Below are 22,994 nucleotides of genomic sequence, written 5' to 3'. Positions count from 1 at the left end.
TTTAAAGGTCAGCAAGCCGCGCCAGCGCGCCATCAAGTTTTTCGAGCTGAGCAACATAATCCGCACGCCGTGTATGCTGTTCCTCAACGACTTCCTTCGGCGCGCGATCGACAAAGTTTTTGTTGGCGAGCTTCTTGTCAATGCCGACGATTTCCTTTTCGATCTTCATTTTTTCTTTTTCAAGGCGCGCTTTTTCCGCGGCGATATCAATGAAATCAGCTACGGGTAGCGCGACTGTGCCGGCCCCATGAACTATCTGCACAGCGCCCTTGGGCGCAGCATCGGCAACAGTGATGTCAGACAGACGCGCAAGCCGTTTCAAAACGTCGCCGTGTTCGGTCAGGCGCTTTTTGTCTTCAGCATCACCACCGATAAAGGCCAGCGGTATTTTCGCCGCGACCGGCACATTCATTTCCTGCCGGACAGAACGGATGCCGGTGATGAGATCAATGGCCCAATTTACTTCGTCAGCCGCGCCCTTGTTGGCCAGCTTGTCTTCGTACTGTGGCCATGCGGCCGTAATCAGCGCGTCGCGTTTCGCAAACGCGCCCCAAATCTCTTCCGTGACGAACGGCATGAACGGATGCAGTAGCATCAGAATACGGTCGAGCGCCCACGCGGCGGCCGCCCGCGTTTCTTTTTTCGCCGCTTTGTCATCGCCCTGCAGCGTCGGTTTTGCGAGTTCGAGATACCAGTCGCAGAAGACGTTCCAGGTAAATTTGTAGATGGCGCCCGCCGCGTCGTTGAATCGGAACGCTTCGATCTCCCGCGTCACTGCTGCAGCGCAGTCATTCGCCTCGTGAATAATCCACTGGTTGATCGTCGATGTCACCTTCGCCGGATCGAATGACTCATCCGGCTTGCATTCATTCATTTCGCAGAAACGCGCGGCGTTCCACAGCTTTGTTGCGAAATTGCGGTAACCCTCAACGCGGCTCTCGGAGAGGCGAATGTTGCGCCCCTGAGCCGCCTGCGCCGCAAGCGTAAAGCGCAACGCGTCGGCCCCATATTTGTCGATCAATACCAAGGGATCGATGACGTTGCCTTTCGACTTCGACATCTTCTGGCCCTTTTCGTCGAGAACCAGCGCGTGGATGTAAACGTCCTTGAACGGAACTTCCTTCATGAAGTGGATGCCGTCCATCATCATCCGCGCCACCCAGAAAAAGATGATGTCGTGCGCCGTCACCAGCGTGGAAGTCGGATAAAACTTTTCAAGCTCCGGCGTTTTCTCTGGCCAGCCCAGCGTCGAGAACGGCCACAAGGCGGATGAGAACCATGTGTCGAGGACGTCGTCATCGCGTACGAGCAATGGCGCACCGCCATGCTCATGTCGACGCATGTCATTTATTTCTTCAAGCGAATAACCTTCGCTGGTGTACTTTGCGATTGCGTCTTTCGTTGCCTCTTCTTCGGTTTCGGCAACGAAGATCGACCCATCGGGCCCGTACCACGCCGGTATCCGGTGGCCCCACCAGAGCTGGCGGGAGACGCACCACGGTTCGATGTTGCGCATCCACTGAAAGTAAGTTTTCGACCAATTTTCTGGAATGATGCGCGTCTTGCTGGTTTCCACCGCTTCGATGGCGGGTTTGGCGAGCGTTTTTGCATCCACATACCACTGGTCGGTGCGGATCGGTTCGATGACGACGCCGGAACGATCGCCAAAGGGCTGCATGATCTTTTTGTCTTCGACCTGAATGAGTAAACCGCGCGCGTCGATATCCTCGACAACCGCCTTGCGCGCGTCGTACCGATCCATGCCCCGATACTTTTCCGGCACGTAATCGGCGTCGACCATCCGCGCTTTTGAATCCATGAGATCGTACATCTCGATATTGTTGCGCAGCGCCACCTGATAGTCGTTGAAATCATGCGCGCCGGTAATCTTCACCGCACCTGAGCCAAAATCCGGGTCCGGATATTCATCCGTAATGATCGGAATGGGGCGGTCCGCCAGCGGCAGGATGCAGTTCTTGCCGACAATTGGTGCATAGCGCTTGTCGTCAGGGTGCACCGCCACGGCGCCGTCGCCTAGCATCGTCTCGGGGCGGGTTGTCGCGATGGAAATATAGTCACGCGTTTCCCATTCGGTGGGATTGCCGTCATCGTCATAGGCGATGGGGAATTCGTAAGTCTCGCCGTTTTCCAGCGGATATTTGAAATGCCAGAAATGGCCTTGCGTCTCGATGTTTTCGACTTCGAGGTCCGAGATCGCCGTTTCGAATTTCGGGTCCCAGTTGACGAGACGCTTATCGCGATAAATCAGGCCTTCATTATAGAGCTGGACGAAAACCTTGATGACCGCTTCCGACAGCCCCTTATCCATGGTGAAGCGTTCGCGCGACCAGTCACAAGTGGCGCCGAGGCGTTTCAGCTGGTTGATGATCTGCCCGCCCGACTGTTCCTTCCACTGCCACACGCGCTCGACGAATTTCTCTCGGCCCATGTCCCGGCGGGATGGCTCCTGATTTTCCATGAGCTGACGCTCGACCACCATCTGGGTAGCTATGCCCGCATGGTCCGTTCCCGGCTGCCAGAGGACCGACTTGCCGCGCATCCGCTCGAACCGGCAGAGCACGTCCTGCAAGGTATTGTTGAGCGCGTGGCCCATGTGGAGCGAGCCGGTAACGTTCGGCGGCGGGATGACGATGGAATAGGCCTCGCCACTGTCCGAAGGTTTGAACGCGCCGGATTTTTCCCACGCTTCATAGATGCGCTTTTCGGCGGACTGAAAATCGAAGTTTTTCTCAAGCATGGCGGCCGGTTGTTGTTGCGGATGCGAAAGGCCGGTTTATCCGGCCTCACACAAATCCTCAACCTGTTTCGCCTGTCTTACGGTAAGTGCGGCTCCAGCTCCGTATGATGCGCAAGAAACGCCCACATATCGGCGTATTCTTCAATGATCTTCTCGGTGGGCTTGCCCGCGCCATGGCCCGCCCGCGTTTCGATGCGGATCAGATGCGGCTTATCTCCTATGTCCGCCGCCTGCAGCGCGGCGGCGTATTTGAAACTGTGCCCCGGCACGACGCGATCATCGGTGTCCGCGGTCGTTATCAGGACCGCCGGATAGTCCTCCCCCTCATTGATATTATGATAGGGCGAATAGGCGTAGAGATTTCTGAAATGCTCTTTCTCATCCGGGTCGCCGTAATCATCCGTCCAGAAACGCCCGGCCGTAAATTTGTGAAAGCGCAGCATGTCCATGACGCCAACAGCCGGTATCGCCGCGGCGAATAAACCGGGGCGCTGATTGACGACAGCACCGACCAGAAGCCCGCCATTCGAACCGCCAAAAATGCTGAGCCGGTCTTTCGATGTTACACCTTTTTCGATCAAGTATTCACCAGCCGCGATGAAATCGTCAAACGCATTCTGCTTATTCCGCAGCCGACCGGCGTCATGCCATGCCTTGCCGTACTCACCACCGCCACGAATATTAGCGACGGCGTAAACCCCGCCCATTTCCATCCATTGCAGCCTCGTCACGCTGAAAGCTGGTGTCAGGGGCACGTTAAAGCCGCCATAACCATAAAGAAGTGCGGGCTTGGCGGATGAAAGGTCGAGATCTTTTCGATGGGCGATAAACATAGGAATCTCGGTTCCATCCTTGGACGGATAAAACACCTGCCGCACAACAAAGCCGTCAGGATTAAACGGCGCATCAGGCTGTTTGAACACTTTCTGATCGCCAGTTCCCACATCGAACCGATATAGCGTGTATGGTTGATTGAAACTTTCAAAACCGAAGAAGGTTTCCGTATCCTCCGGCTCACCGCCAAACCCGCTAGCTGTCCCGACCCCAGGCAAAGTCACATCACCGATCAAAGCACCATCTAGATCGAAAGTCAGAACCGCAGATTTTACATCCTGCATATACGTCGCGAACAACCGTCCGCCGACGATACTGACGCCAGAGATCACATTCTCGCTCTCCGGTATTACCTCCAACCAATCTGCTACAGTGTCATCAACAGGCGTCGAAACAACCCTGCCTCTAGGGGCATTGCTGTCCGTAAGGAAAAAGTGGCGGTTATTCGCCGTCGCGATGTAGGTGTAATTGCTCTCGAAACCCGATATGAGTTCAACTGGCGCGGCGCCAAGTGTGCTCAGATCTATCAACACCACCTCATAACGCTCGTCAGTACCTCGCCAAACAGTAATGACGAGCGTTTCACCATCGCTTGAAACTTCGGCGCCAAAGCCATGTTCCGGGTTTTCGGCGCGCGCATATATGAGTCGATCTTGTGGCTGGTCATCGCCAATCGCATGAAAATATACGGCCTGATTGTGGTTGAGGCTCTGAAACGCCTCCCCTGTCTCAGGTTCCGGGTAGCGCGAGTAAAAAAATCCGGATCCGTCTTTTTTCCAGGAGAGACCGGAAAACTTGACCCAGTCTATCCTGTCGGAAAGCGCCTCACCTGTATCGACACTGACAATCTTGATTGTCCGCCAGTCCGAACCGCCATCCTGGACCTGATAGGCCACAAACTTGCCGTCCGGGCTGGGAAAATAGGCCGCGAGCGCCGTGGCGCCATCTTCAGACCAGCTATTGGGATCCAGCAGCATGCGTGGTTGTCTTTCGCCTTCCTGGACAACAAGCACAAACTGGCTTTGCAAGCCGGTGTTATGCATAAAAAAACACCGCTCGCCCCTTTTCGTCGGCAGCGTGAATTTTTCATAATTCCAAAGCATGCCGAGGCGGGCTTTGATCTCACTTCTATAGGTGAGTGCGTTCAAATAACCGCCACTAATGTCATTTTGCGCTTGGACCCAGGCGGCGACGTCTTTGCTCTCTCGCACATCGCCTTCCAGCCATCGGTAGGGGTCAGCCACCCTTTCGCCGAAAAGATAGTCAACCTGATTTGAAGTCCGTGTTTTTGGATAGCTAATATTCATGACAGCCTACAAAAAAGCCGGCTCAAAAGCCGGCTTCTAAATCATTCTGAAAAAAAGAACTAACGGCGTCGGCGGGCAACGCGTTGTACTTCTTCCTCGACTTTTTCCTCGACAATGGCGGGAAGGTTAGCGTCGAGCCAGTCCTTTACCATAGGCCTCAACATCTCGGTCACGATGTCCTCGAGCGTCTTGCCGGGCCCTTCGGAAACCCTGACGGACTGGGAAAGGTTGTGAAAGGCTCTCGATGCGACTTCGGCCGTCGTGCGGTCGAGAATATCTTCCTCGGTATCATTTTCCATCACTGCCGCCACGGTTTGGTTCCTGGTTTCTGCTTCGTCGTCTGATTGCGCCGTCTCGGATGGCGCGTCCGGCGCCGCTTCCTGGCTCGATTGCGGCGTGAATGGGGTTGCTGGCTCTTCCGGCTTATGCTCCGCCACCGGCTGCGCCGACGGCGTGTTTGAGGTGGTCGAGCCCTGATCCTCGTCATCTTCAGAAATAATTCGGCGGATTGAGGCCAGAATTTCTTCCATGCTCGGCTCTGGTTGGGCGTTTTCCATGGACATCATTTTCCCTTCAGCGGGGCTGACAGACAACCTGCAGCCTGAGCCGCAGCGCACCTGTTCTCGGGCGTTTCGCCTTAGTTATCAAGGCTTAGATTACCCGAATCTTAACGCTCATAAAGATCCAGCGCGCTATTATCGGAAACCGCCTCAATCCCGATAGCGCTCGGGGTCAACACCCCTACAGCCGCCAACAAGGAGAACGCGGCGGACTGGGCATCCCGGCGCGCGCTGACCAGCGACACTTCGGCATTCAACAGCTCCTGTTCTGCGTTCAGCACATCAAGAGTGGTGCGCGTGCCGACCAGCGCCTCCTGCCGCACGCCCTCAAGCGCAAGACGATTTGCCTCGACAGACGCCTCAGCCGAGATCGTCACAGCCCGCGCCGCCACAAGACGCTCCCAGGCGGATATAGTTTGCGAATCCACCAGCCGTTCGGCTTCGGCGACACGCGCGCGATCGCTTCTGTGCAACGCCTTCGCTTCACGTACGCGAGAATAATTCGCGCCGCCGGCAAAGAGAGGCACGCTGGCCCTGGCGCCGAAGGATAAATCTTCGCTCTGCTCAATGAAAGTATTCGGTTCCTCGGCGTACTGGTAGCCCGCGGTCAGTGATACTGACGGCAGCAACGCGCCGCGGGCGATCGATACCTGACGGCGGGAAACTTCAGCTTGCTCTTGCGCGCCGACGAGCGATGGCGCGAATTTCCGGGCTAATGCCTGCGCGGTTTCCAGCGACTCAGGCAACTCAGGCAGCGTTTCCACTGTTTCAAGATCGCCAGGCATACGCCCGACAAGTTGCGCGTAAGCCGCACGGGCCACGGCAAGGTCGCCTTGCGCATTTGACAACCTTGCGCGCGCTTCAGCCAGGCGTGCGTCGGCCTGCGCGACGTCGGTTTTCGTGATCTCACCGACGTCAAAGCGTGCCTGCGCCATGTCTTTCTGACGCAGCAAAACTGCAACATTCTGTTTATTTAATTCGTACACAGCCATATTGCGCTGGACATTGAAATACGCAGTCGCGACGTCGCTCAAAACCTGCTGCTCAGTCGCAACGAGCTGAGCACCGCCAGCGCGAATGCGGGCGCCAGCCTGTTTGATAGCGTTAAAATTTCTGAAGCCTGTGAAAATAGGCTGCTCGGCAGTCACGCCCGCCGTCAACGTATCGAGCTTAGCATCCTGCGCAATTGTAGAGGTCTGCGTACTGTCTACTTTGTTGTATGCTCCCGTCGCCGAAATCTGCGGCAAGGCGCCGGCCCATGCCTGCGCGCGCGTTTCACGCGTTGCATCGAGACGCGCCCGTTCAGCACGGATTGTCGGGTTGGTTTCGTAAGCAAGGGCTAGCGCATCCCGTAGAGACTCACCTGATGCAATCGACACCATGGCAAGAGCCGCCGCCGTAAATGCGAAACAAGATTTAATACGCACTATACCCCTCGCGATTTCTGACACATGAACCGCTCTTCGATCCCGCCATAACCCATAGAACTGGCGATAATCTGAGCGCTCAGTGTCGATCTTCAAGGGGATTCAACAACTAAGTGCGTGAATATCCTGTTAAAATACGAAGGCTTTTTCAGCGTTCAGGCCTGGCAAAGGCGTTTTCGCAGAAGAGTCAAAGTACTTGGCCGAAGCGATCGAGTCGCCGCTACGCTTAAAGACCACGCCGCTGGAAACGCCATTATCCCGGAATATCGCCGCAAGGCGGCCCCCATCCTTCAGTTGCGACAATAGCTCCTGAGGACGTTTTTCAATGACCATATCCAAGAATATCAGGTCAAACGGCCCTTGATCCGCAGCGCCTTTAACAGGATCTCCGCTAATAACCGCCGCATTGTTGATATTGAGCTTGTTGAGATGCTCTTGAGCCGCTGCACCCAGCGTTTCATCGCTCTCAACAGCGACAACCATCTCAACCAGTTGCGCCAGAATGGCAGTCGAATAGCCCGAGCCGCAAACCGCGTTTAAAGTCAGATCGTTATGCTTGGGTTTTGAGACTGCAATGAGCTTGGCCAAGTCCCGCGCTGTTATCATCGACCGGCCATCAGCATAGTTCAGCTCTCGCTCGACATATGCCTGATCACGGAGTTCAACGGGCAGGAATATCTCCCTCGGCGTGTTTTCCATCGCCGTTTGAATCCTCAAGTCGGTGACATCGTTCGGCCGTACCTGGCTGTCGACCATTCGCATCCGCGCAAGCTTGTAATCCATCAGAACTCTCTTCAGGCCGGTTGAATGGAGAGGGCATACAGCCCGCCGCCGTTCCGTGCAACGCGATCGAAATGCGGCTAATAACGCCTTTGACCAAAGGCTTACGCCGCGCTATGAGGGCGGCTCGCTCCTGAACCACCCCTTACAAATCGGTAGGTTCATGTTCCGGCCACGTGGCGGAGTGGTGACGCAGCGGCCTGCAAAGCCGTGTACGCCGGTTCGATTCCGGCCGTGGCCTCCAAACAACACTATGAATCTGTTTAACTTTTATGCTCTTTCGACCTCGAAAAGAGCTGTCTGGATACCATTTATTCACTAAACTTTCAGCGGCCTATGTCTTTGTATTCAGGACTACGGCCCGTGGGGAGACGCTGTTCACCGCATGTCCGCGTCTGCCCGCCGCTTGGCGCTTGCGGAATTGGAACACAAAAGACAAGTAAATGATCAACAACGATAAGAATATCGGATTTTTGGGCCCTAACGGTCCGTTACAAAGAAAAGGAGTGGATCCCATGCGAATTGGGGGCGTAGCGCTTCTCGCACTTATGGCGGCTTCATGCGCCAGCGTGGATCAGGAACTGCTCGACGTACAGTTTCCGGATGTTCCGGATCAGTGGACGGCTGACAGCACAGTTGGCGGAACCCCGACTGGTGACTGGGTGGCGTCGTTTAACGATGCGGTATTACGCGACCTGATCAGCGAAGCCATCGCCAACAATAACGATCTTGGCGCGGCGGCGGCGAACCTTGAGCAAGCCCGCGCCGGCGCTCGGATAACACTCTCGAACCAACTGCCAACCATCGGGGCAAATTTCGGCGCACAGCGAAGCGCAATCGTAACCGACCCGACGACCGCGGCGCAAGCGGGTGGCGGGACGGGTGCAGCCCAAAGCAGCAGGCTTTACATCAATAACTTTTCAGTCGGCGGCAGCTTTAGCTGGGAGCTTGATGTATGGGGCAGGCTGACAGACGAAACACGCGCTTCTTATAAAGACGCGACAGCGGCGAGAGCCGATCTTGCAGGCGCTCAACTTTCAATCGCTGGCCGCGTCGCGCAAGCGTGGTTTGCACTTATTGAGGCGCGGCAGCAAAGAGAACTTGCAGAACGTGATACTGTTGCTCGTGAGCGCAACCTGCGCGTCACCGAACGCCGGTATGATCGCGGCGTATCATCAAGTTTGGATGTTCGGCTTTCGCGTTCCGCACTCGGATCAAGCCAGGCAAACTTAGCGCTACGCCAGAGGCTGGAGCTGGAAGCATCAAGAGCGTTAGAAGTACTGCTCGGACGTTATCCGGCGGCGGAACTTAAGGCAGTTGAAAGCCTGCCTGTCCTCCCGCCGCTTGCAGGCGCCGGCACGCCGCTGGAAATCCTCACCCGTCGGCCGGATTTGGTGGCTGCTGAGGCTCGCATGGAGAGTGCAGGATTGCGTTCGCGCGCGGCGCGTAAACAACTGCTGCCGCAACTGACCTTGTCAGCCCGTTCGGGAACGTCCGGTCCGGACATCTCCGACCTTCTTGACCCACGGCGTCTCGCAGGCAACATGGCGGCGGGCATCTTCCAGCCGTTGTTCCAGGGCGGCCGATTGCTTGCAAACTCAAAGCGCGCAAGGGCCGCAGCCGAAGCGTCACTTTACGGTTATGTGCAAACAGCACTCATTGCATATCAGGAAGCTGAGAATGCGATTGCCGCTGAAACACTTCTTGATACGCGCGAAGAAGCGCTTCGCCTTGCTTACGAAGAAGCGGCAGCGGCTGAGGAATTGACGGAGCGCCGTTACAACAGCGGTGCAGCCACAATCTTCAACCTGCTCGATGCGCAGACACGACGCATTTCTGCTGAGAGCCAATACATCCAGGCGCAACAGCAACGTGTTTCCAACCGGGTTCAACTTTATCTTGCGATCGGCGGGGACTTCCTGACGCAAGAAAAGCTCGCGGCGTTATCGGCGAGCGTTACGGGGGAATAGGTAGTATCCATGTTTCGCAAGTTTTTCACCCTCATAGGCACAGCTGGCGGTATTGTCGGTATTATCGCCTTGATCACGGTGATGGGCTCCATGCGCCCTGACCTTGAACGTCAGGCGCCGGAAGTGGCTCCGCCGACCGTCTTCTACACAATTGCAGAGGAGCAATCAGTAACCCTTGACGTATCGGCGCAAGGTGAAGTTCGCCCACGAACGGATATTGCGCTTACGGCGCAAGTTTCCGGTCAGGTTGTCTCTACATCGGATGCGTTCGTTAATGGCGGAGCTTTTCAAGAGGGCGATGTCCTGATCAAAATTGAAGACGCACCTTATCGCGCAACTGCGGCGGCAGCTCGTGCACGCCTTGCCCAAGAGCAAGCCGAATCAGCACTTGCCCGCAGAGACTACGAAGACCTTGGCCTTGACGAGGACCCGACTGAGCTTGCTTTGCGCATTCCGCAACTGGAACAAGCGCGCGCGGAATACAGGGCGGCGCAGTTAAACCTTGAACGCACAACTATAAAAGCGCCATTCGACGGCCGCGTAAGAGAACGTATTGCCGGCATTGGCCAATATGTGGCCCCGGGCGCGCAGCTCGGCAGAATTTTTTCAACTGACGTCGCCGAGATCAGACTGGCTCTGACAGACAATGATCTGGCGAAACTTGGGCTGCCGTTCGCGTTTTCCGAAACCGATGAAAACCCGGGTCCGGCAGTACACATGACAGCTTTTATCGCCAACGAAAATCACGAATGGAGCGGACGCATCGCTCGTACCGAAGGCGCCATCGATCCGACAACGCGACAGGTTTTTGCCATCGCAGTTGTTGACGACCCCTATGGTAAAGGCGCCGCAACTGACGGGACGCCGCTGGCCATGGGCTTATTCGTCGATGCCACAATCGAAGGAAAGCCCTACGAAGACGCTATCGTGCTGCCGCGCTCAGCGCTTTACGGCAGAAACACCGTCTACGTCATCAGCAACGAAGATGAGCTTGAAGCGCGGACCGTGAACATAGTCTCTGCGGACCGGGATACGATTACTATTGCGAGCGGCATAGATGCTGGCGAACGCATCGTCACCTCGCCCCTACGCGGCGCGGATGAAGGCGATAAGATCACCCCGACCGATCCCGACTCGATTTCTCCGACGATGGAAAATGACGAGTCGCGCCCCGTCGCCAATTCCACAGCCCAGAACACCTCGGGAGATAACCTGTGACTGGATTGATTGCCTGGTGGACGAAGAACTCCGTCGCAGCAAACTTGTTGATGGTCGCGTGTTTTGTTGCGGGCGCCATTGCGTTCATGAGTCTGGAACGGGAACTTGATCCCTCAGCGGCATTTACCGGGGCGTCAATCAACGTCGCCTGGCCAGGCGCCTCGCCGAGAGAGGTTGAAGAACAAATTATTCTTCGGATCGAAGAGGCGCTCGCAAATATCGATGGCGTCGTCCACGTAGACTCTACAGCCCGGGAAGGAAGTGCTTCATTAAACGTTGAAGGCGACGATAATATCGACACCACGCGTTTTTTAAACGAGGTCAAAAACCGTGTCGATGGCGTATCAAACCTGCCTCAGGATTCTTTTCCCCCTATCGTAACGCAGTGGCGCAACCGTAACCCCGGCGCGTTTATGGGGCTCTATGGCGACTTGCCCGCTCGAGAACTTAACAGGTTGGCTCGCGAGTTACGCGATGAACTGGCGCAAATCCCGAACGGCTCCCCTATCGTCAACATTTTCGGTGAATTGCGTGAAGAAGTTTCAATCGAGGTCTCTGAAGAGGCGTTGCGCCGCTATAATCTGACCTTCGACGATGTTGCACGCGCTATTCGCGGGTCTTCGATCAACCTCGCGGGCGGCCAGGTGCGGACCGAAACAGGCAACCTTCAAATCGCAGCCCGAGCGCTGGCCGATACCGAGGAAGAATTCGAACGTATTGTCGTTCGCCAGAATCCTGACGGTTCAGTTATCCGGGTCTCCGATGTTGCAACCGTTGTCGATGGTTTTGAAGACCGGCGTCAAATCCGTCAGCTCAACGGCAAGCCTTCGATCAGCATGGGCGTCATGGCGCCTGAGACGTCAAACGTTACGACGCTTTCAAAAGCTATCAATGAATGGGTCGAGGAAAAGAACGAGGAACTGGATGGCAAGGCTGAATTGTACATCTGGTTTGACGCGGCAGAACCATTTAACGGCCAATTAAACCTGGTTGCTTCGAACGCTGTTATCGGCCTCCTGCTTGTGCTCATCATTTTAATGTTGTTCCTGCGGCCCGCTGTCGCTTTCTGGACCGCTGTCGGCATCGCCGTGTCATTTGCAGGCGCATTTATTTTTATGCCGATGACCGGCGTGTCATTAAACTTCCTGTCGATCTTTGGCTTCCTCCTTGTCATTGGCGTTGTCGTCGATGACGCTATCATCGTCGGAGAAAGCATCCACAATCAGGTTGAAGAAGGAAACGCGACTGGCGCTGACGCTTCTGTCCTTGGCACCCAGCTTGTGATCAAGCCGGTGTTCTTTGCCGTTTTAACCACAATGATTGCATTCTCGCCTTGGCTTTTCATTGGCGGCGGTGCTGCGCAGTTTACGCGGCAAATAAGCCTGACGATTATTTACGCGCTTACTTTTTCACTTGTTGAAGCCTTCCTGATCCTGCCGGCGCACCTTTCACACATGAAACCGCAAAATAAGAAGGGCGTTTATTACCAGCTTCAGCGCGGTTTTGCTGAAGGCATACTTACGGTTGCTGACAAGGTTTACCGCCCGATCATTCGGACCGCACTGAAATTCCGGTATTTTACTGTTGTCGGTTTCGTTGGCGCTTTTTCCGTGGCGGTGGCGTTGCTGGCGCAAGGCTGGATCTCATTCAAATTCATGCCTGAAATACAAGGCACTTTTATTTCGTTGAATGTTCGTCTGCCTGAAGGTTCTTCATTCGCTCGTACAGAACAAATTTTCGCTGAAGTCGATCGCGCCGCAAACAGCCTTAAAGAAAGGCTCGGAAAAGCTGGTGACGAAGATTACGTGGACGCCATTTACATTGCGGCCGACGAAGGTGAAATCACGTCTTATGTAACAATCGTTGAAGCAACCAAGCGAAAAGAATCGACAAAAGACGTTGCAGAAATGTTCCGGGAGGAGCTTGGACCGATACCGGATGCTGAAGAAATCAATATCGGCTTCACCCAAAACCAGGGCGGACCGGATCTCTCCTTTGGCGTACAGGCCGAGGATCTGGAAGAGCTCCGCCTCGCTACGGTGGACGTTCAAAACTATCTGCGCACCTTACCGGGCGTATTCGATGTTAGAAATAACCTGCAGTCCGCTACGCCTGAGCTTCAGATTGAGCTAAAGCCCGGCGCGGAACGTTTTGGCCTCACGCTTGCTGACGTTTCCGGACAGGTGCGGCAGGCGTTCTTCGGTGAGGAAGTGCAGCGCCTGCCCCGAAGCGGACAGGACGTTCGGGTCATGGTTCGTTACCCAAAGTCCGCTCGCGAATCTCTCACGACGATTGACCGCATGCGCATACGCACGTCCGATGGACGCGAGGTTCCGCTGACTGCGGTTGCGGACGCAAAATTCGCGCCGAGCTATAAACGAATTGAACGGCGGGATCGCCAGCGATCGGCCCGCGTTACGGCCGAACTTCGCGAAGGCGTTGACCGTTCAGCGATTATGCAAAGCTATAACCGGGACTTCATTCCGGAATGGCAACGGCGTCACCCTGAGGCGTCGGTCGTTCAGCGCGGCGACGCAGAGGAACAAGCCGAATTCATGAGCGAATTCCTGGCGCTTTATGCTGTCGCTCTATTCGCCATGTATATGTTGCTGGCCATCGCCTTCAGCTCTTACTGGCAGCCCGCCTTAATCATGACGGCGATCCCGTTTGGATATATGGGCGCGGCCTTCGGTCATTTCCTGTTTGGTCTCGACTTTGCGTTATTCTCCTTCTTCGGCGTCGGCGCCGCCGCAGGCGTGGTCGTGAACGACAATCTGGTTTTGATCGACTATGTAAACCGTCTCCGCGCGCAAGGCGAAGGCGCGTTCTCAGCCCTCGTAAAAGCTGGCGTCGGCCGCTTCCGTCCGATCATGCTGACTTCCGTCACGACCTTTGTCGGTCTTCTTCCCATAATGTTCGAGCGCTCTACCGACGCTGAATTTCTCAAGCCGACGATCGTCGCCCTCGCCTTCGGCGTCTTCTTCGCAACGTTCGTGACACTGATTTTCGTGCCGGCCATGTATGCGGTTGGCGCGGATATCGCCCGCTTCTATCGATGGGCTTGGACCGGTGAGAAACAGCCTCAATTAGGTGAAGGCGCATCCTCTGAAAGTGATTATGCCGACGCGCAAGGGGCGACGGACCACCGCTACGGCGCCGACCTTTCCGGCAGGAAACGGGACAATCCCTTGTGGAGGCCCGCTGAATAAGCGGCTCCACCGTTAACCTTATGTTAATATCTTGATGAGACCTTAATAATGTCTTCTCCCGAGAAGATACCCCACCATACCCCACGACAGTGAGTACCGGCCGCGTTTCCCCCAAGCGCGGCCGTCTCGCTTTTATGGGTCTAGAAACTCTCACGATCCGCGACACTCTCGCCCTCTAGTGCTGATTCGTGACATTTGTGTTCGAGCGGCGCCGAACATCGGCTGACCGCTCAAAAAATTATCGCCGGACAGGCAAATTGGTGTGGATTCAGTAACCTGGCTTTGCTATAGCCCGCGTTCCAACGGCGATCCCCGATAGCTCAGTTGGTAGAGCAGCTGACTGTTAATCAGCGGGTCACTGGTTCGAGTCCAGTTCGGGGAGCCATTAAATGACTGTTTTTACAACGAAAATAATGACTAACATCCATGCTTACTGAAGTCGTGAAAGCATGGGCTACCGTCAAGCTACCAACTGAAAAATAAGATGACGATATGCGGTCATTCTTTTCCAAGTGAATGACGTGACCAAGAATTGAATTTGTTTTGCTACAGAAACCAGATCAGATAATCGATGTCTCTTCTTGGTTATGTGAGTCGATTTATCCGGTCGGCGCCAAACCAAAACGCCTACTTGTATCACCAGAAACATCCCCGCAATCGTTCATACGACCTAATCGTCGCTATCTTTACAAAATTGCCTATGGCTGGCGCTGTCACCAAGTTTGGTCTGAAATTCTCGCTTACGCATTAAGTATGGATTGTGAGATAGTCGTCCCGAGAGCCTATTTTGCAGTCAATTCCGAAGAACAAAATTCGGGAGTTCTAGTGGAATGGTTCGGATACCGGCCACGCGAAAAATATTATCAAGAGTTAACTTCGGGACATACGCTCTTGTCAGCTTACGAACCATCCTATGGTGCACAGAGAGAAGATCGGCCTCACTCACTAATGACAAATATTCGAGCCTGTGACGTAGCTGGCTGCACAAGGCCACTCGAGTGGTGGACGCAGGCAGCTACCTTTGATGCATTAATTGGAAACACTGATCGGCACCCGGAGAACTGGGGCTTACTTCGTCGAGTTGGTGATCTATCAGATGCACGGTACCGCTTATCGCCAATATTCGACAATGGAACTAGCTTAGGCTATGAATTTTCCGAAAATAATATATCCAACGTTGATATTGAAGCCTATGTATCTAAAGGCTGTCACCACATGACTGGTGATGAAAAGAATCAAACACAAGGCCACTTTGACGTAATCAGTGAACTACTCAACCTGTACTCAAAAACCGGTGAAGAAATTTACCGGATAGCAAACTCAAAGCGTGCTTGTTTTGAACAAACCCTTGCCGTACTGCCTGATTTTAAAGTTGAGCCATACTTTTCCCGCGAGAGAGCCGTACTAGTAAGTTCAATCGTCGATAAACGAGCCGCTATGTTATTGGAGTGTCTTCAGTAGAACCTATGCGCCTAATTACAAAAATCTGTGAGCCTTCTAAGTTGATCCTTGCTTGGAAGCCAGTCGATACGCGCAAGTCTCGCCGTCATTTTCCTGTGGGAATTTTTGAGCGGCAGCGCGATAAAATACTTTTCAGATGGCTAAGCGATACCGAAGATTTCTCACTAGCACTAAATGAAGGTTTTGATGTTCTTTTCGGGAATGACCGAGGGAACAGCAGCGAACCTCAGCGAATATTTGACGTTTTAAGCAAACGCCTGCCACGTCGAGACCGTCCTGACTACGAAAAATATTTAGCTCAGTTCCGTATTAATCCTGATGTGAATATCAGCACTTTCGCAATGCTTGGGTATACCGAAGCACGATTAGCAAGCGATGGGTATTCAATAATTGATACGTTGGAATCTGCTTCTAAAGGTTGCCAGTATTTTCACGAAGTAGTGGGTTACCATTACTATGCAAAGAATCTTACTGGTCAAATCCTCCATAGCCAGGTGGAATTTCGGCACGAACCACAAAATAAATACGACCCAAATGCTGTCGGCATTTTCCTTCGCAATCAGTTGTGCGGATATGTGAATAGGCTACGTGCACCTATGCTCAACCAAATTTTAAAAAATTATACTGTGACAGCATATCTCGAATCTATTAATGGTTCTAAGGATAAGCCAGTTGCGCACGTATTTTTTGAGTTAGAGTAGTCCCACAAATAGTTAGTCAGACGTTGCGCAAATCGGCTCCTCAAAACACTCCCCCTTCTAAGACCCTTTTACGGCATTCCGCCAACGAATCCGCTTGTATCTTCATTCCTGACTAACGAAATTTGGGCACCGCAATGACCGCAGTGCGGGCGGCGGCATTTCAGTTCACGCGAGACTTCGGCAAGCGTGACGTCACGGTGGTCAACTTTCAAAAGCAACTGCACCGGACTTTGCAGCCAAGTATGCAGGCACTTATTGCACGTCGCTTCAATCGCCTGGCTATCGTCCAAATCGCGCAGGTGCATGTCATCAAGCCAGCTCACCAGAAATCCTCCGCTGAAGGAATGCGTGTGTAAGCAATCTTGCCGCCCGCATATCCACCCGGCGGTGGCTTCCACGGCCCTACTGAAACAACCCGCTTGCCAAATTTCCGATTGAGCGCGTCGATTGAAAACGTAATGCGCTCCCAACGCTGGCGGTCGCGGTCGTCATTCAAAAACAGATCGAGCTGGCGTCCGTCCGCAGGCATCAGGTCCAGAAGCGTGACGCCAGCGCGAACGATTTCATGCCGCCGCGGCAACTCAAAAGCCGCCTTGTCCCATAGATGCGATAGCGCAGCTAAAATGGCCTGATCGTCATTGACGCAAGGCAAATCCCGCTGCCCGAACCAACCGCCTTCGCGAAGGTCCAGCCATAACCAAAGCTTGTTCGCATAGAAGAAATCGCGCCGCATTCGCCGTGCTGCTTTCGTCAACAAGAGCCGTGCCGTATCTCTCGCCTTATCAAGTTTTCGAAGCTCCGGCGGCAAAACGCGCCCATGCCCGTACATGCCGCGCCCGGTCGGCTGCGCCTGTATGTCGTAGCCATGAAGGCCGTACCACATACGTTCGCCGTTTACGTTGCCCCATAAGGCGCGCATCTGTTTCGGCTGTGTCGCTGTTAACTGTGCGGTGGTGTAAATGCCCGCGTTGTTCAGGCGTTTTTCCATGCGCCCGCCAATGCCGGAAATTTCGGATAACGGCAGCGCCGATAAATACTGAAGCGCGCCCTCGGGCTCCCAGATTGTTACACCGTTTGGCTTATCCATTTTACAGGCTAGCTTAGCGAGCAACCGATTAGCGGCAAATCCGATTGAGCAAGTAATATGCGGACCGACATTTTCAGCAATGCGTTTTTTAAGACGCGCCGCCAACCCTTGCGGATCAACAATGTCACGCTTCCCGAGTTTGCACGTCAGCTCATCAATCGACTTCGCTGTGTCGATAGGGATTTCGCATGAGATTTCGTTAAGCAAAGCGTTATGCGCGCGCCTGAATAAATCGGGCCGCTGCATGACAAGAACAATGTCCGGGCAAAGCGCTTGCGCGTCCGGCGTGCGCATGACGTTTTGAACGCCTTGCGCCTTCGCTTCCTTGCTGCAGGCGATGACGGTCGTATATTTCGCCTTGTCCGTTTCAAACGGAATGACGCCAACCGGGTGCCCGCGAAGGGCCGGAAACGCCTGCTGCATGACAGACGCAAAAAAGCCGTCAAAGTCGAGGTATAGGCGCTCTATCGTCTCCGGTTTACGCACTGGCCGTCCCCATACAGCCGGGCCATATGGCTCGGGGGCTGATTAGAACAAAAAGAGAACGACAGAGTCAATACTCAAAACGAATTGACACTTTACAGCTTAATTCGCAGCTTTCTGGCGGGGAACTGTTTTATTGGAGAGATGGATGATGGTTCATGCACTCGTCCTAATTGAGGAGCGTGAGTTGAGTGCTGCTGATGTGCTCGGCGTTTAAGGTGCATAGTTAGATGAAAGAAATTTCAGCACGGCGAAATACCTTTTTGCCTCTTACATCGCCTCAAATAGGCGAGGAAGAGATAGAGGAAGTTGTACGTTGTTTACGCAGTGGTTGGCTAGCAACAGGCCCAAGATCCAGCGAGTTTGAATCTGCTATTTGCGACCTACTCGGTTCTGAATACGCCGTGGCGCTTAGCTCCTGTACAGCTGCGCTTCATCTGTCGATGCTTGCGTTGGGTATCGGCGAGAGTGGCAATAGAGAGGATGAGGTAATTACTACGCCAATTAGCTGGCCCGCAACATCAAATATGATTTGGCACTCAGGTGCCCGCCCAATCTTCGCAGATATAGATCCGGATACGCTGAACCTAGATATTGAACAAGTAGAGCAAAAAATTTCAAAACGTACCAAAGCGATCATTCCTGTACATATGGCGGGACAGCCATGTGACATGGACGAATTGATACAGATTTCTTTAAAGCACGGCATACCGATTATCGAAGATTCCGCCCACGCACTTGGAGCAGATTACAAAGGCGAAATGATTGGCGGCAAAGGGCGAAATTGCTGCTTTAGCTTTCATGCCACGAAAAATATCACTTGTGGGGAAGGTGGAATGTTTACGACAAGTGATTCACGCTACGCTGATCGCGTCCGTATATTAAGTCAGCATGGCGTAGTTAATGATTCTTGGCGCCGATATTGTACGGGCGAATTGCACTGGCGCCTTGTCGAGCCAGGACTCAAGTATGGTATGCCGGATATTCTTGCATCAATCGGCATACATCAACTTCGTAGGCTTCCGCATTGCATCGAGGTACGTCGCAAACTCGCTGCTGTTTATGACCATAAGCTGAAAGGTATCAAAGGAGTTGAGCCGCTAATTCAGCGCGATGATCGAAAATCTGCATATAATCTATATATCGTACGAATGGACTGTGATGCGTTAGGCATTACACGTGACGAGATGATTCTCGCGCTCAGAAAAAACAACATTGGCAGCGGCGTTCATTTCCAATCAACACACCTACAACCATTTTATCAAGGCACACTGGGCATGAGCCCAGACTCTTTGCCCATAGCGCGAAAACTATCTGAGCAGATCATTTCTCTCCCTCTTTCCTCTTCCATGACTCAAGATGATGTTGATGATGTCATTTATGCCCTCACGCAAATAATCTCTGAAAACATGTCTTCAGGAGCCGATGTACGGCGATGATTTCTATAAGATTTAGACATTGGGACAATCGCAGTAGTAGGCTGATTTTCAATATCGCTAGCCGACGGTCAAATATTGACCAGGTATCGATCACTGAAGTGTCGTTCGAGTGCACCGATGATCACAGGGATGTCGATATTGAGTTGATTGTCTTCCCCATTGTGAATGAAGAACGCATGCCTTCAAATGTGGAAGAATGGCTACGCGATAGAAAAGCTAATAAGACGCGATTTGCTGTTTGCGTTACGGGCGATTATCGAGTCCCGAATGCATCAGATCATCCAGTTGCTAACGAAGCGGTCTCGATGCTTCGGGCTAGGGGATGCGCTACACATACGCCACTTCTGGTTGACACGCCTCTTCGTGGTCAATGGGAGGTCCATTTTAGCGAATGGTTCGATAAACTGGTAACGAATGAATTAGTAGCAACAACAAAAGACTCTGTAATTCAGCATGTCAGCGGGAATTTGAATTCCATTCGCGTGGAACAAGAAATTGATGACTTGTGCCAGCTTCTATCGAAGCCGCCCAGAATTGAATGTGACCACCTTGGCTATTGTCGCTCTCTTTCGTTTACCGATGGCAGAGCTTACCCAAGAAGCTTACTTGAGGGCCTTACCCCACAACATGTTAGTAAAGTCTTCGGTTTGGTTAGCTCTTTGAGGCGCTTGGAAAGTTTGTCAATTGAAAATGCGGGGCTCACCGATCTGCCGGAAAACCTCCCGCCGTCAATTGCCAAATTAAACATCACTGGAAACCCTATATACGATTTTACTGAGCTGCGTCGTTTGAACGACTTACAACAGTTGGTTGCAGCAGCGTGCTCACTCAAAGAAATACCCTCTGTCATATCAGGATTAGAACAGCTCCACACTCTAAACTTGGCAAAGAACACAATTTCTAGTGTGCCCCCATGGATGAGAGAGATGACATCACTCCGCGGGGTTACATTTTATAGAAATTTATTGACGCAACTTGATGCAAGTTTAGCAGAGCTTCCAAAACTTGAAATATTGACGATTAGCGCTAATCCAATAACGAACATCGATGCGATTTCGTATGGGTTTCAAAATTTGAGAGAACTCGGAATTCGAATGACAGCACTGAAAGCTTTGCCACATCGGCTTCACGAGCTTCCAAAATTACGCCGCATCGACGCAACCAAAAATCCTCAACTTGATTTATCCACTATACCTATGGCATCGCGCCATTTGTTCGGCGACAGTATAAGTTTTGATCGGCAAAACGATTAACAGATTTTATTTTCTCCGTCATGATTGGAACTGGGCACGTGCCCAATGGCTTTATTAACGACATCTGCAAAAAGCTTCTGGTCAATAAAAGGTTTGACGGTGTTAAAGACATCGATTCCGCTATACGAGGTGGCCAGTGCCTTCTTGATTGCCTCAATAGCTTCATCCACCGTGTAATTATCAAAGATGAAGGAGCTTGGTAATTCCCCTATGACTTCAGCTGTTCCCACGCCTCGATAGCAAACGACGTTAACGCCGTAACTCATTGCTTCATGGACCGCTAATGGAAGCGGATCATCTACCGAGGAAAGTAAAAAAAGCGAGGCCTCTTTGTATATGGAAGTCAGAGCCTCGCCTGTGCAAACACCCAACCAATCGACATTCGGAGAAAGATAGAGATTGGGTTCTATTTCGTGCCCTACCCACTTGAAGCGCCATATATAGCCGCGCTTCTTTGCCATGTCTGCAATTTCAGAAAACAATTTAGCACCCTTGCGAGCCTGAATGGTTCCAACCATGATGATTGATGGATTTATATCAACCAAGCCACTAGGGCGAACTTGGCAAGGGTCAAGATTTGCGTTTGGTGTTATGTTTCGGACTATAGTTGTCCGGCGTACAGGGAGTAGGTTTTCGAGGTACTCCTTTTGTGCTTTGGACACAGCTAATACATGCAGCCTTGCTGCAATCCTCCGCAATGTTGCCATTCCTTCTGGGCACTGTTTTTCAAATTTTTGAATTGTCCAAGCGGTTTCATGCAAATATAACGCAACATTATCGCAATTGGATTCTAACAATACGCGTACAGCCTTCCACTGCAACGAAGCGATTGAATTAACGATAACCCTCTTCGCAGGTGGAAAGGGCTTTACGGTATCTAAAGATGGTTCCCACTCCTTCAACACGATCAAACGTACCGATTCATTCCGTAGCTTCATCTCACGAAAGTAGCTTATTGCCGGCACCGGAGCTCCAGATAACTTGGAGTTATCGTGACAAAGGACCAAGACATCTATTGTCCCGGCTCTCTTCTGGGGGGGAGGCTTGACCTCTACTGGCTGTTTCTCAACCGGCTTTCTAACAAATAAGGCTTGCCGGATCACGGCAAGCGGTTTCATCAGTGTCTGACCAATTCTGAATGAAGTCGAATTGCGTAAAGCATCCCGTTCTTTAGTTATATTTCGAATTCTTTGTTCTAATTCTTGTATTCGGCATCGTGCTGAACCGAGATCCCGGTGATAGGATTCGGCATCATGCGATTGAGTTTTCTCGTCTTCGTTATTCATCATGGTCTTCTAGTGGGTGTATTGATGGATGTTGGATCACACCCTTTTCTGTCACCTTAGTTATGCGGCACCTTGAAGAGACCGAAACGCTAACGCGACTACAAAGCGCACAAAAGGATTCGACCATAGACTATTGATGTAAAATTGCACATCATATCTCTGAGTCACTATCAGATTTCCTAGCGCAGCATCAAATTGATTAGGGACAAGGGTTGCCCCACGTCCCCATCGGGGAATATTTTGTTCAAAAACGAACCGTGGCCGTCTGTAATGTTCGCTACTCCTTCATTGCCACCGCCTCATAATCCAGCGAACGGCTTTAAAAATATGGACTGAAAAAACATCAATGCGCAAGATTACAGCACCCGACTTGTTTCCCAGTAAATTGTATAGCCAGTTTAGTATAGAGGCTGATCCTGTCTCGGCGAGCCTTCACGCTCGCCGTGACGAGCCATGCTTTATCATTTGCCCGGGCCCAACCAGTCTTGAGATCAATCCGGATTTTGTCATCGGTCGCGGCGTTACGTTCCGGATGAATACGTTTTTCTTTGAGTCGGACCCTCACTTTGGTAAAAAGATCGACGGCTATTTTGGATGCATTGACCAAGACGTATTTTACGACGAATTGCAGAACGCTATTGAAGTGAAGGGCTACCAAATTGACGCCTTTTTCACACCGTTCATTTTCCGTCGTGAAGACCAAGACTTGGAAAAGATCGCTCTCTACAATCAGCTATTCACACCCGCTTCCGATCATTATGCGATCATCGCGTTGAATCCCGTTCTTGGGCGGGAAATGATGGGTAGGCCATTACCTTCTGAAGGTTTCAGGACGCTCGCAGCGGCAGCCGTACTTGGTTTTAAAGAAATTCACCTCATAGGGGCAGACTTGTATGTCGATAAGACTCGACGCTACTCCTACGAGTACCCTGAACGTGTAAAGGGCAAAGTTGATAAGCGGCACTATCTTCCTGGATATCAGCAGGGCGCGCATGCAAGAAATCGCGATTTAATTTTTCTTGAAGCAATTCTTACTCAGTTTCCAAAAACCTTGATTTACAATGCTTCGCGTGTCTCTCCTCTAATGCATTTTCTGCCACAATCGCCTCTGGTTGAAGGTAAAATGGTCTAAGGAGATGATAAGCTGTGGTTGTTGCGATAATTGCGGGCAAATTGATCCACATTGCCTCACATGTTTTCAACAAATATGATGTTCCGTGT

General features: G+C 52.4%; 16 protein-coding genes and 2 tRNA genes. 10 read left to right on the top strand and 8 right to left on the bottom strand.

Annotated features, from left to right (window positions below):
- Position 1 precedes the first annotated feature (1 nt).
- The 5 genes from PUV54_RS11415 to PUV54_RS11395 all read right to left on the bottom strand — a co-directional run bounded on the left by PUV54_RS11415 (position 2) and on the right by PUV54_RS11395 (position 7,669).
- Positions 2–2,758, bottom strand: coding sequence for a valine--tRNA ligase (locus tag PUV54_RS11415; protein ID WP_274492365.1), 2,757 nt, complete (start codon positions 2,756–2,758; stop codon positions 2–4).
- Positions 2,759–2,835: 77 nt separating this feature from the next.
- Positions 2,836–4,899 carry a prolyl oligopeptidase family serine peptidase gene (locus PUV54_RS11410; protein ID WP_274492364.1) on the bottom strand — a complete coding sequence of 688 codons (2,064 nt, stop codon included), beginning with the start codon at positions 4,897–4,899 and terminating at the stop codon, positions 2,836–2,838.
- Between the two features lie 59 nt (positions 4,900–4,958).
- Positions 4,959–5,456, bottom strand: coding sequence for a DUF2497 domain-containing protein (locus PUV54_RS11405; protein ID WP_274492363.1), 498 nt, complete (start codon positions 5,454–5,456; stop codon positions 4,959–4,961).
- 110 nt (positions 5,457–5,566) lie between these two features.
- Entirely contained in the window at positions 5,567–6,886 is a 1,320-nt protein-coding gene (locus PUV54_RS11400) for a TolC family outer membrane protein (RefSeq protein WP_274492362.1), read from the bottom strand.
- Positions 6,887–7,015: 129 nt separating this feature from the next.
- The gene (locus PUV54_RS11395) at positions 7,016–7,669 is read right to left on the bottom strand and encodes a protein-L-isoaspartate O-methyltransferase family protein (protein WP_274492361.1); all 654 of its coding nucleotides are present in this window, start codon (positions 7,667–7,669) and stop codon (positions 7,016–7,018) included.
- A 167-nt stretch (positions 7,670–7,836) separates the two neighbouring features.
- Between PUV54_RS11395 and PUV54_RS11390 the strand changes: the two genes are divergently transcribed.
- From PUV54_RS11390 to PUV54_RS11360, 7 genes are all read left to right on the top strand, one after another.
- Positions 7,837–7,910: transfer RNA gene (locus PUV54_RS11390), tRNA-Cys, on the top strand.
- Positions 7,911–8,181: 271 nt separating this feature from the next.
- The gene (locus PUV54_RS11385; protein ID WP_274492360.1) at positions 8,182–9,636 is read left to right on the top strand and encodes an efflux transporter outer membrane subunit; all 1,455 of its coding nucleotides are present in this window, start codon (positions 8,182–8,184) and stop codon (positions 9,634–9,636) included.
- A gap of 9 nt (positions 9,637–9,645) precedes the next feature.
- Complete coding sequence (locus PUV54_RS11380) at positions 9,646–10,854, top strand: efflux RND transporter periplasmic adaptor subunit (RefSeq protein ID WP_274492359.1); 1,209 nt, start codon at positions 9,646–9,648, stop codon at positions 10,852–10,854.
- Positions 10,851–14,063 carry an efflux RND transporter permease subunit gene (locus tag PUV54_RS11375; protein ID WP_274492358.1) on the top strand — a complete coding sequence of 1,071 codons (3,213 nt, stop codon included), beginning with the start codon at positions 10,851–10,853 and terminating at the stop codon, positions 14,061–14,063. The genes PUV54_RS11380 and PUV54_RS11375 overlap by 4 nt, the downstream gene beginning before the upstream one ends.
- Before the next feature lie 309 nt (positions 14,064–14,372).
- Positions 14,373–14,448, top strand: a tRNA-Asn gene (locus PUV54_RS11370).
- A 158-nt stretch (positions 14,449–14,606) separates the two neighbouring features.
- Positions 14,607–15,524: a HipA domain-containing protein gene (locus PUV54_RS11365; RefSeq protein WP_274492357.1), complete on the top strand. Its 918-nt coding sequence runs from the start codon at positions 14,607–14,609 to the stop codon at positions 15,522–15,524.
- Positions 15,525–15,529: 5 nt separating this feature from the next.
- The gene (locus PUV54_RS11360; protein WP_274492356.1) at positions 15,530–16,225 is read left to right on the top strand and encodes an HIRAN domain-containing protein; all 696 of its coding nucleotides are present in this window, start codon (positions 15,530–15,532) and stop codon (positions 16,223–16,225) included.
- A 68-nt stretch (positions 16,226–16,293) separates the two neighbouring features.
- Here the strand turns inward: PUV54_RS11360 and PUV54_RS11355 are convergent, their stop codons facing one another.
- Together PUV54_RS11355 and PUV54_RS11350 are read right to left on the bottom strand one after the other, a co-directional pair.
- Positions 16,294–16,548, bottom strand: coding sequence for a hypothetical protein (locus tag PUV54_RS11355; protein WP_274492355.1), 255 nt, complete (start codon positions 16,546–16,548; stop codon positions 16,294–16,296).
- Positions 16,545–17,798, bottom strand: a complete 1,254-nt coding sequence (locus PUV54_RS11350) for a Y-family DNA polymerase (protein ID WP_274492354.1) — start codon at positions 17,796–17,798, stop codon at positions 16,545–16,547. The genes PUV54_RS11355 and PUV54_RS11350 overlap by 4 nt, the downstream gene beginning before the upstream one ends.
- 227 nt (positions 17,799–18,025) lie before the next feature.
- Here PUV54_RS11350 and PUV54_RS11345 point away from each other — a divergent pair, with 227 nt between their 5' ends.
- Together PUV54_RS11345 and PUV54_RS11340 are read left to right on the top strand one after the other, a co-directional pair.
- Positions 18,026–19,234: a DegT/DnrJ/EryC1/StrS family aminotransferase gene (locus PUV54_RS11345; RefSeq protein WP_274492353.1), complete on the top strand. Its 1,209-nt coding sequence runs from the start codon at positions 18,026–18,028 to the stop codon at positions 19,232–19,234.
- Positions 19,231–20,487: a leucine-rich repeat domain-containing protein gene (locus tag PUV54_RS11340; RefSeq protein ID WP_274492352.1), complete on the top strand. Its 1,257-nt coding sequence runs from the start codon at positions 19,231–19,233 to the stop codon at positions 20,485–20,487. Before PUV54_RS11345 ends, PUV54_RS11340 begins: the two co-directional genes overlap by 4 nt.
- Here PUV54_RS11340 and PUV54_RS11335 read toward each other — a convergent pair.
- Complete coding sequence (locus PUV54_RS11335; RefSeq protein WP_274492351.1) at positions 20,484–21,773, bottom strand: glycosyltransferase family 4 protein; 1,290 nt, start codon at positions 21,771–21,773, stop codon at positions 20,484–20,486. The genes PUV54_RS11340 and PUV54_RS11335 overlap by 4 nt on opposite strands.
- Positions 21,774–22,119: 346 nt before the next feature.
- Here PUV54_RS11335 and PUV54_RS11330 point away from each other — a divergent pair, with 346 nt between their 5' ends.
- On the top strand, positions 22,120–22,905 hold the full coding sequence (locus PUV54_RS11330; protein ID WP_274492350.1) for an alpha-2,3-sialyltransferase: 786 nt from the start codon (positions 22,120–22,122) through the stop codon (positions 22,903–22,905).
- The last annotated feature ends 89 nt before the right edge of the window (positions 22,906–22,994 follow it).

Source organism: Hyphococcus flavus (assembly GCF_028748065.1).
Lineage (GTDB): Bacteria > Pseudomonadota > Alphaproteobacteria > Caulobacterales > Parvularculaceae > Hyphococcus > Hyphococcus flavus.
Note: the sequence above shows the minus strand (reverse complement) of the source record. Positions and strands in the feature narration are given on the sequence as shown.

What these genes read in the sequence shown, in the direction of transcription:
- PUV54_RS11415 (WP_274492365.1), bottom strand. Translation starts at nt 2,758, where the DNA reads ATGCTTGAGAAAAACTTCGATTTTCAGTCCGCCGAAAAGCGCATCTAT.
- PUV54_RS11410 (WP_274492364.1), bottom strand. Translation starts at nt 4,899, where the DNA reads ATGAATATTAGCTATCCAAAAACACGGACTTCAAATCAGGTTGACTAT.
- PUV54_RS11405 (WP_274492363.1), bottom strand. Translation starts at nt 5,456, where the DNA reads ATGGAAAACGCCCAACCAGAGCCGAGCATGGAAGAAATTCTGGCCTCA.
- PUV54_RS11395 (WP_274492361.1), bottom strand. Translation starts at nt 7,669, where the DNA reads ATGGATTACAAGCTTGCGCGGATGCGAATGGTCGACAGCCAGGTACGG.
- PUV54_RS11385 (WP_274492360.1), top strand. Translation starts at nt 8,182, where the DNA reads ATGCGAATTGGGGGCGTAGCGCTTCTCGCACTTATGGCGGCTTCATGC.
- PUV54_RS11380 (WP_274492359.1), top strand. Translation starts at nt 9,646, where the DNA reads ATGTTTCGCAAGTTTTTCACCCTCATAGGCACAGCTGGCGGTATTGTC.
- PUV54_RS11360 (WP_274492356.1), top strand. Translation starts at nt 15,530, where the DNA reads ATGCGCCTAATTACAAAAATCTGTGAGCCTTCTAAGTTGATCCTTGCT.
- PUV54_RS11345 (WP_274492353.1), top strand. Translation starts at nt 18,026, where the DNA reads ATGAAAGAAATTTCAGCACGGCGAAATACCTTTTTGCCTCTTACATCG.
- PUV54_RS11340 (WP_274492352.1), top strand. Translation starts at nt 19,231, where the DNA reads ATGATTTCTATAAGATTTAGACATTGGGACAATCGCAGTAGTAGGCTG.
- PUV54_RS11335 (WP_274492351.1), bottom strand. Translation starts at nt 21,773, where the DNA reads ATGAATAACGAAGACGAGAAAACTCAATCGCATGATGCCGAATCCTAT.
- PUV54_RS11330 (WP_274492350.1), top strand. Translation starts at nt 22,120, where the DNA reads ATGCGCAAGATTACAGCACCCGACTTGTTTCCCAGTAAATTGTATAGC.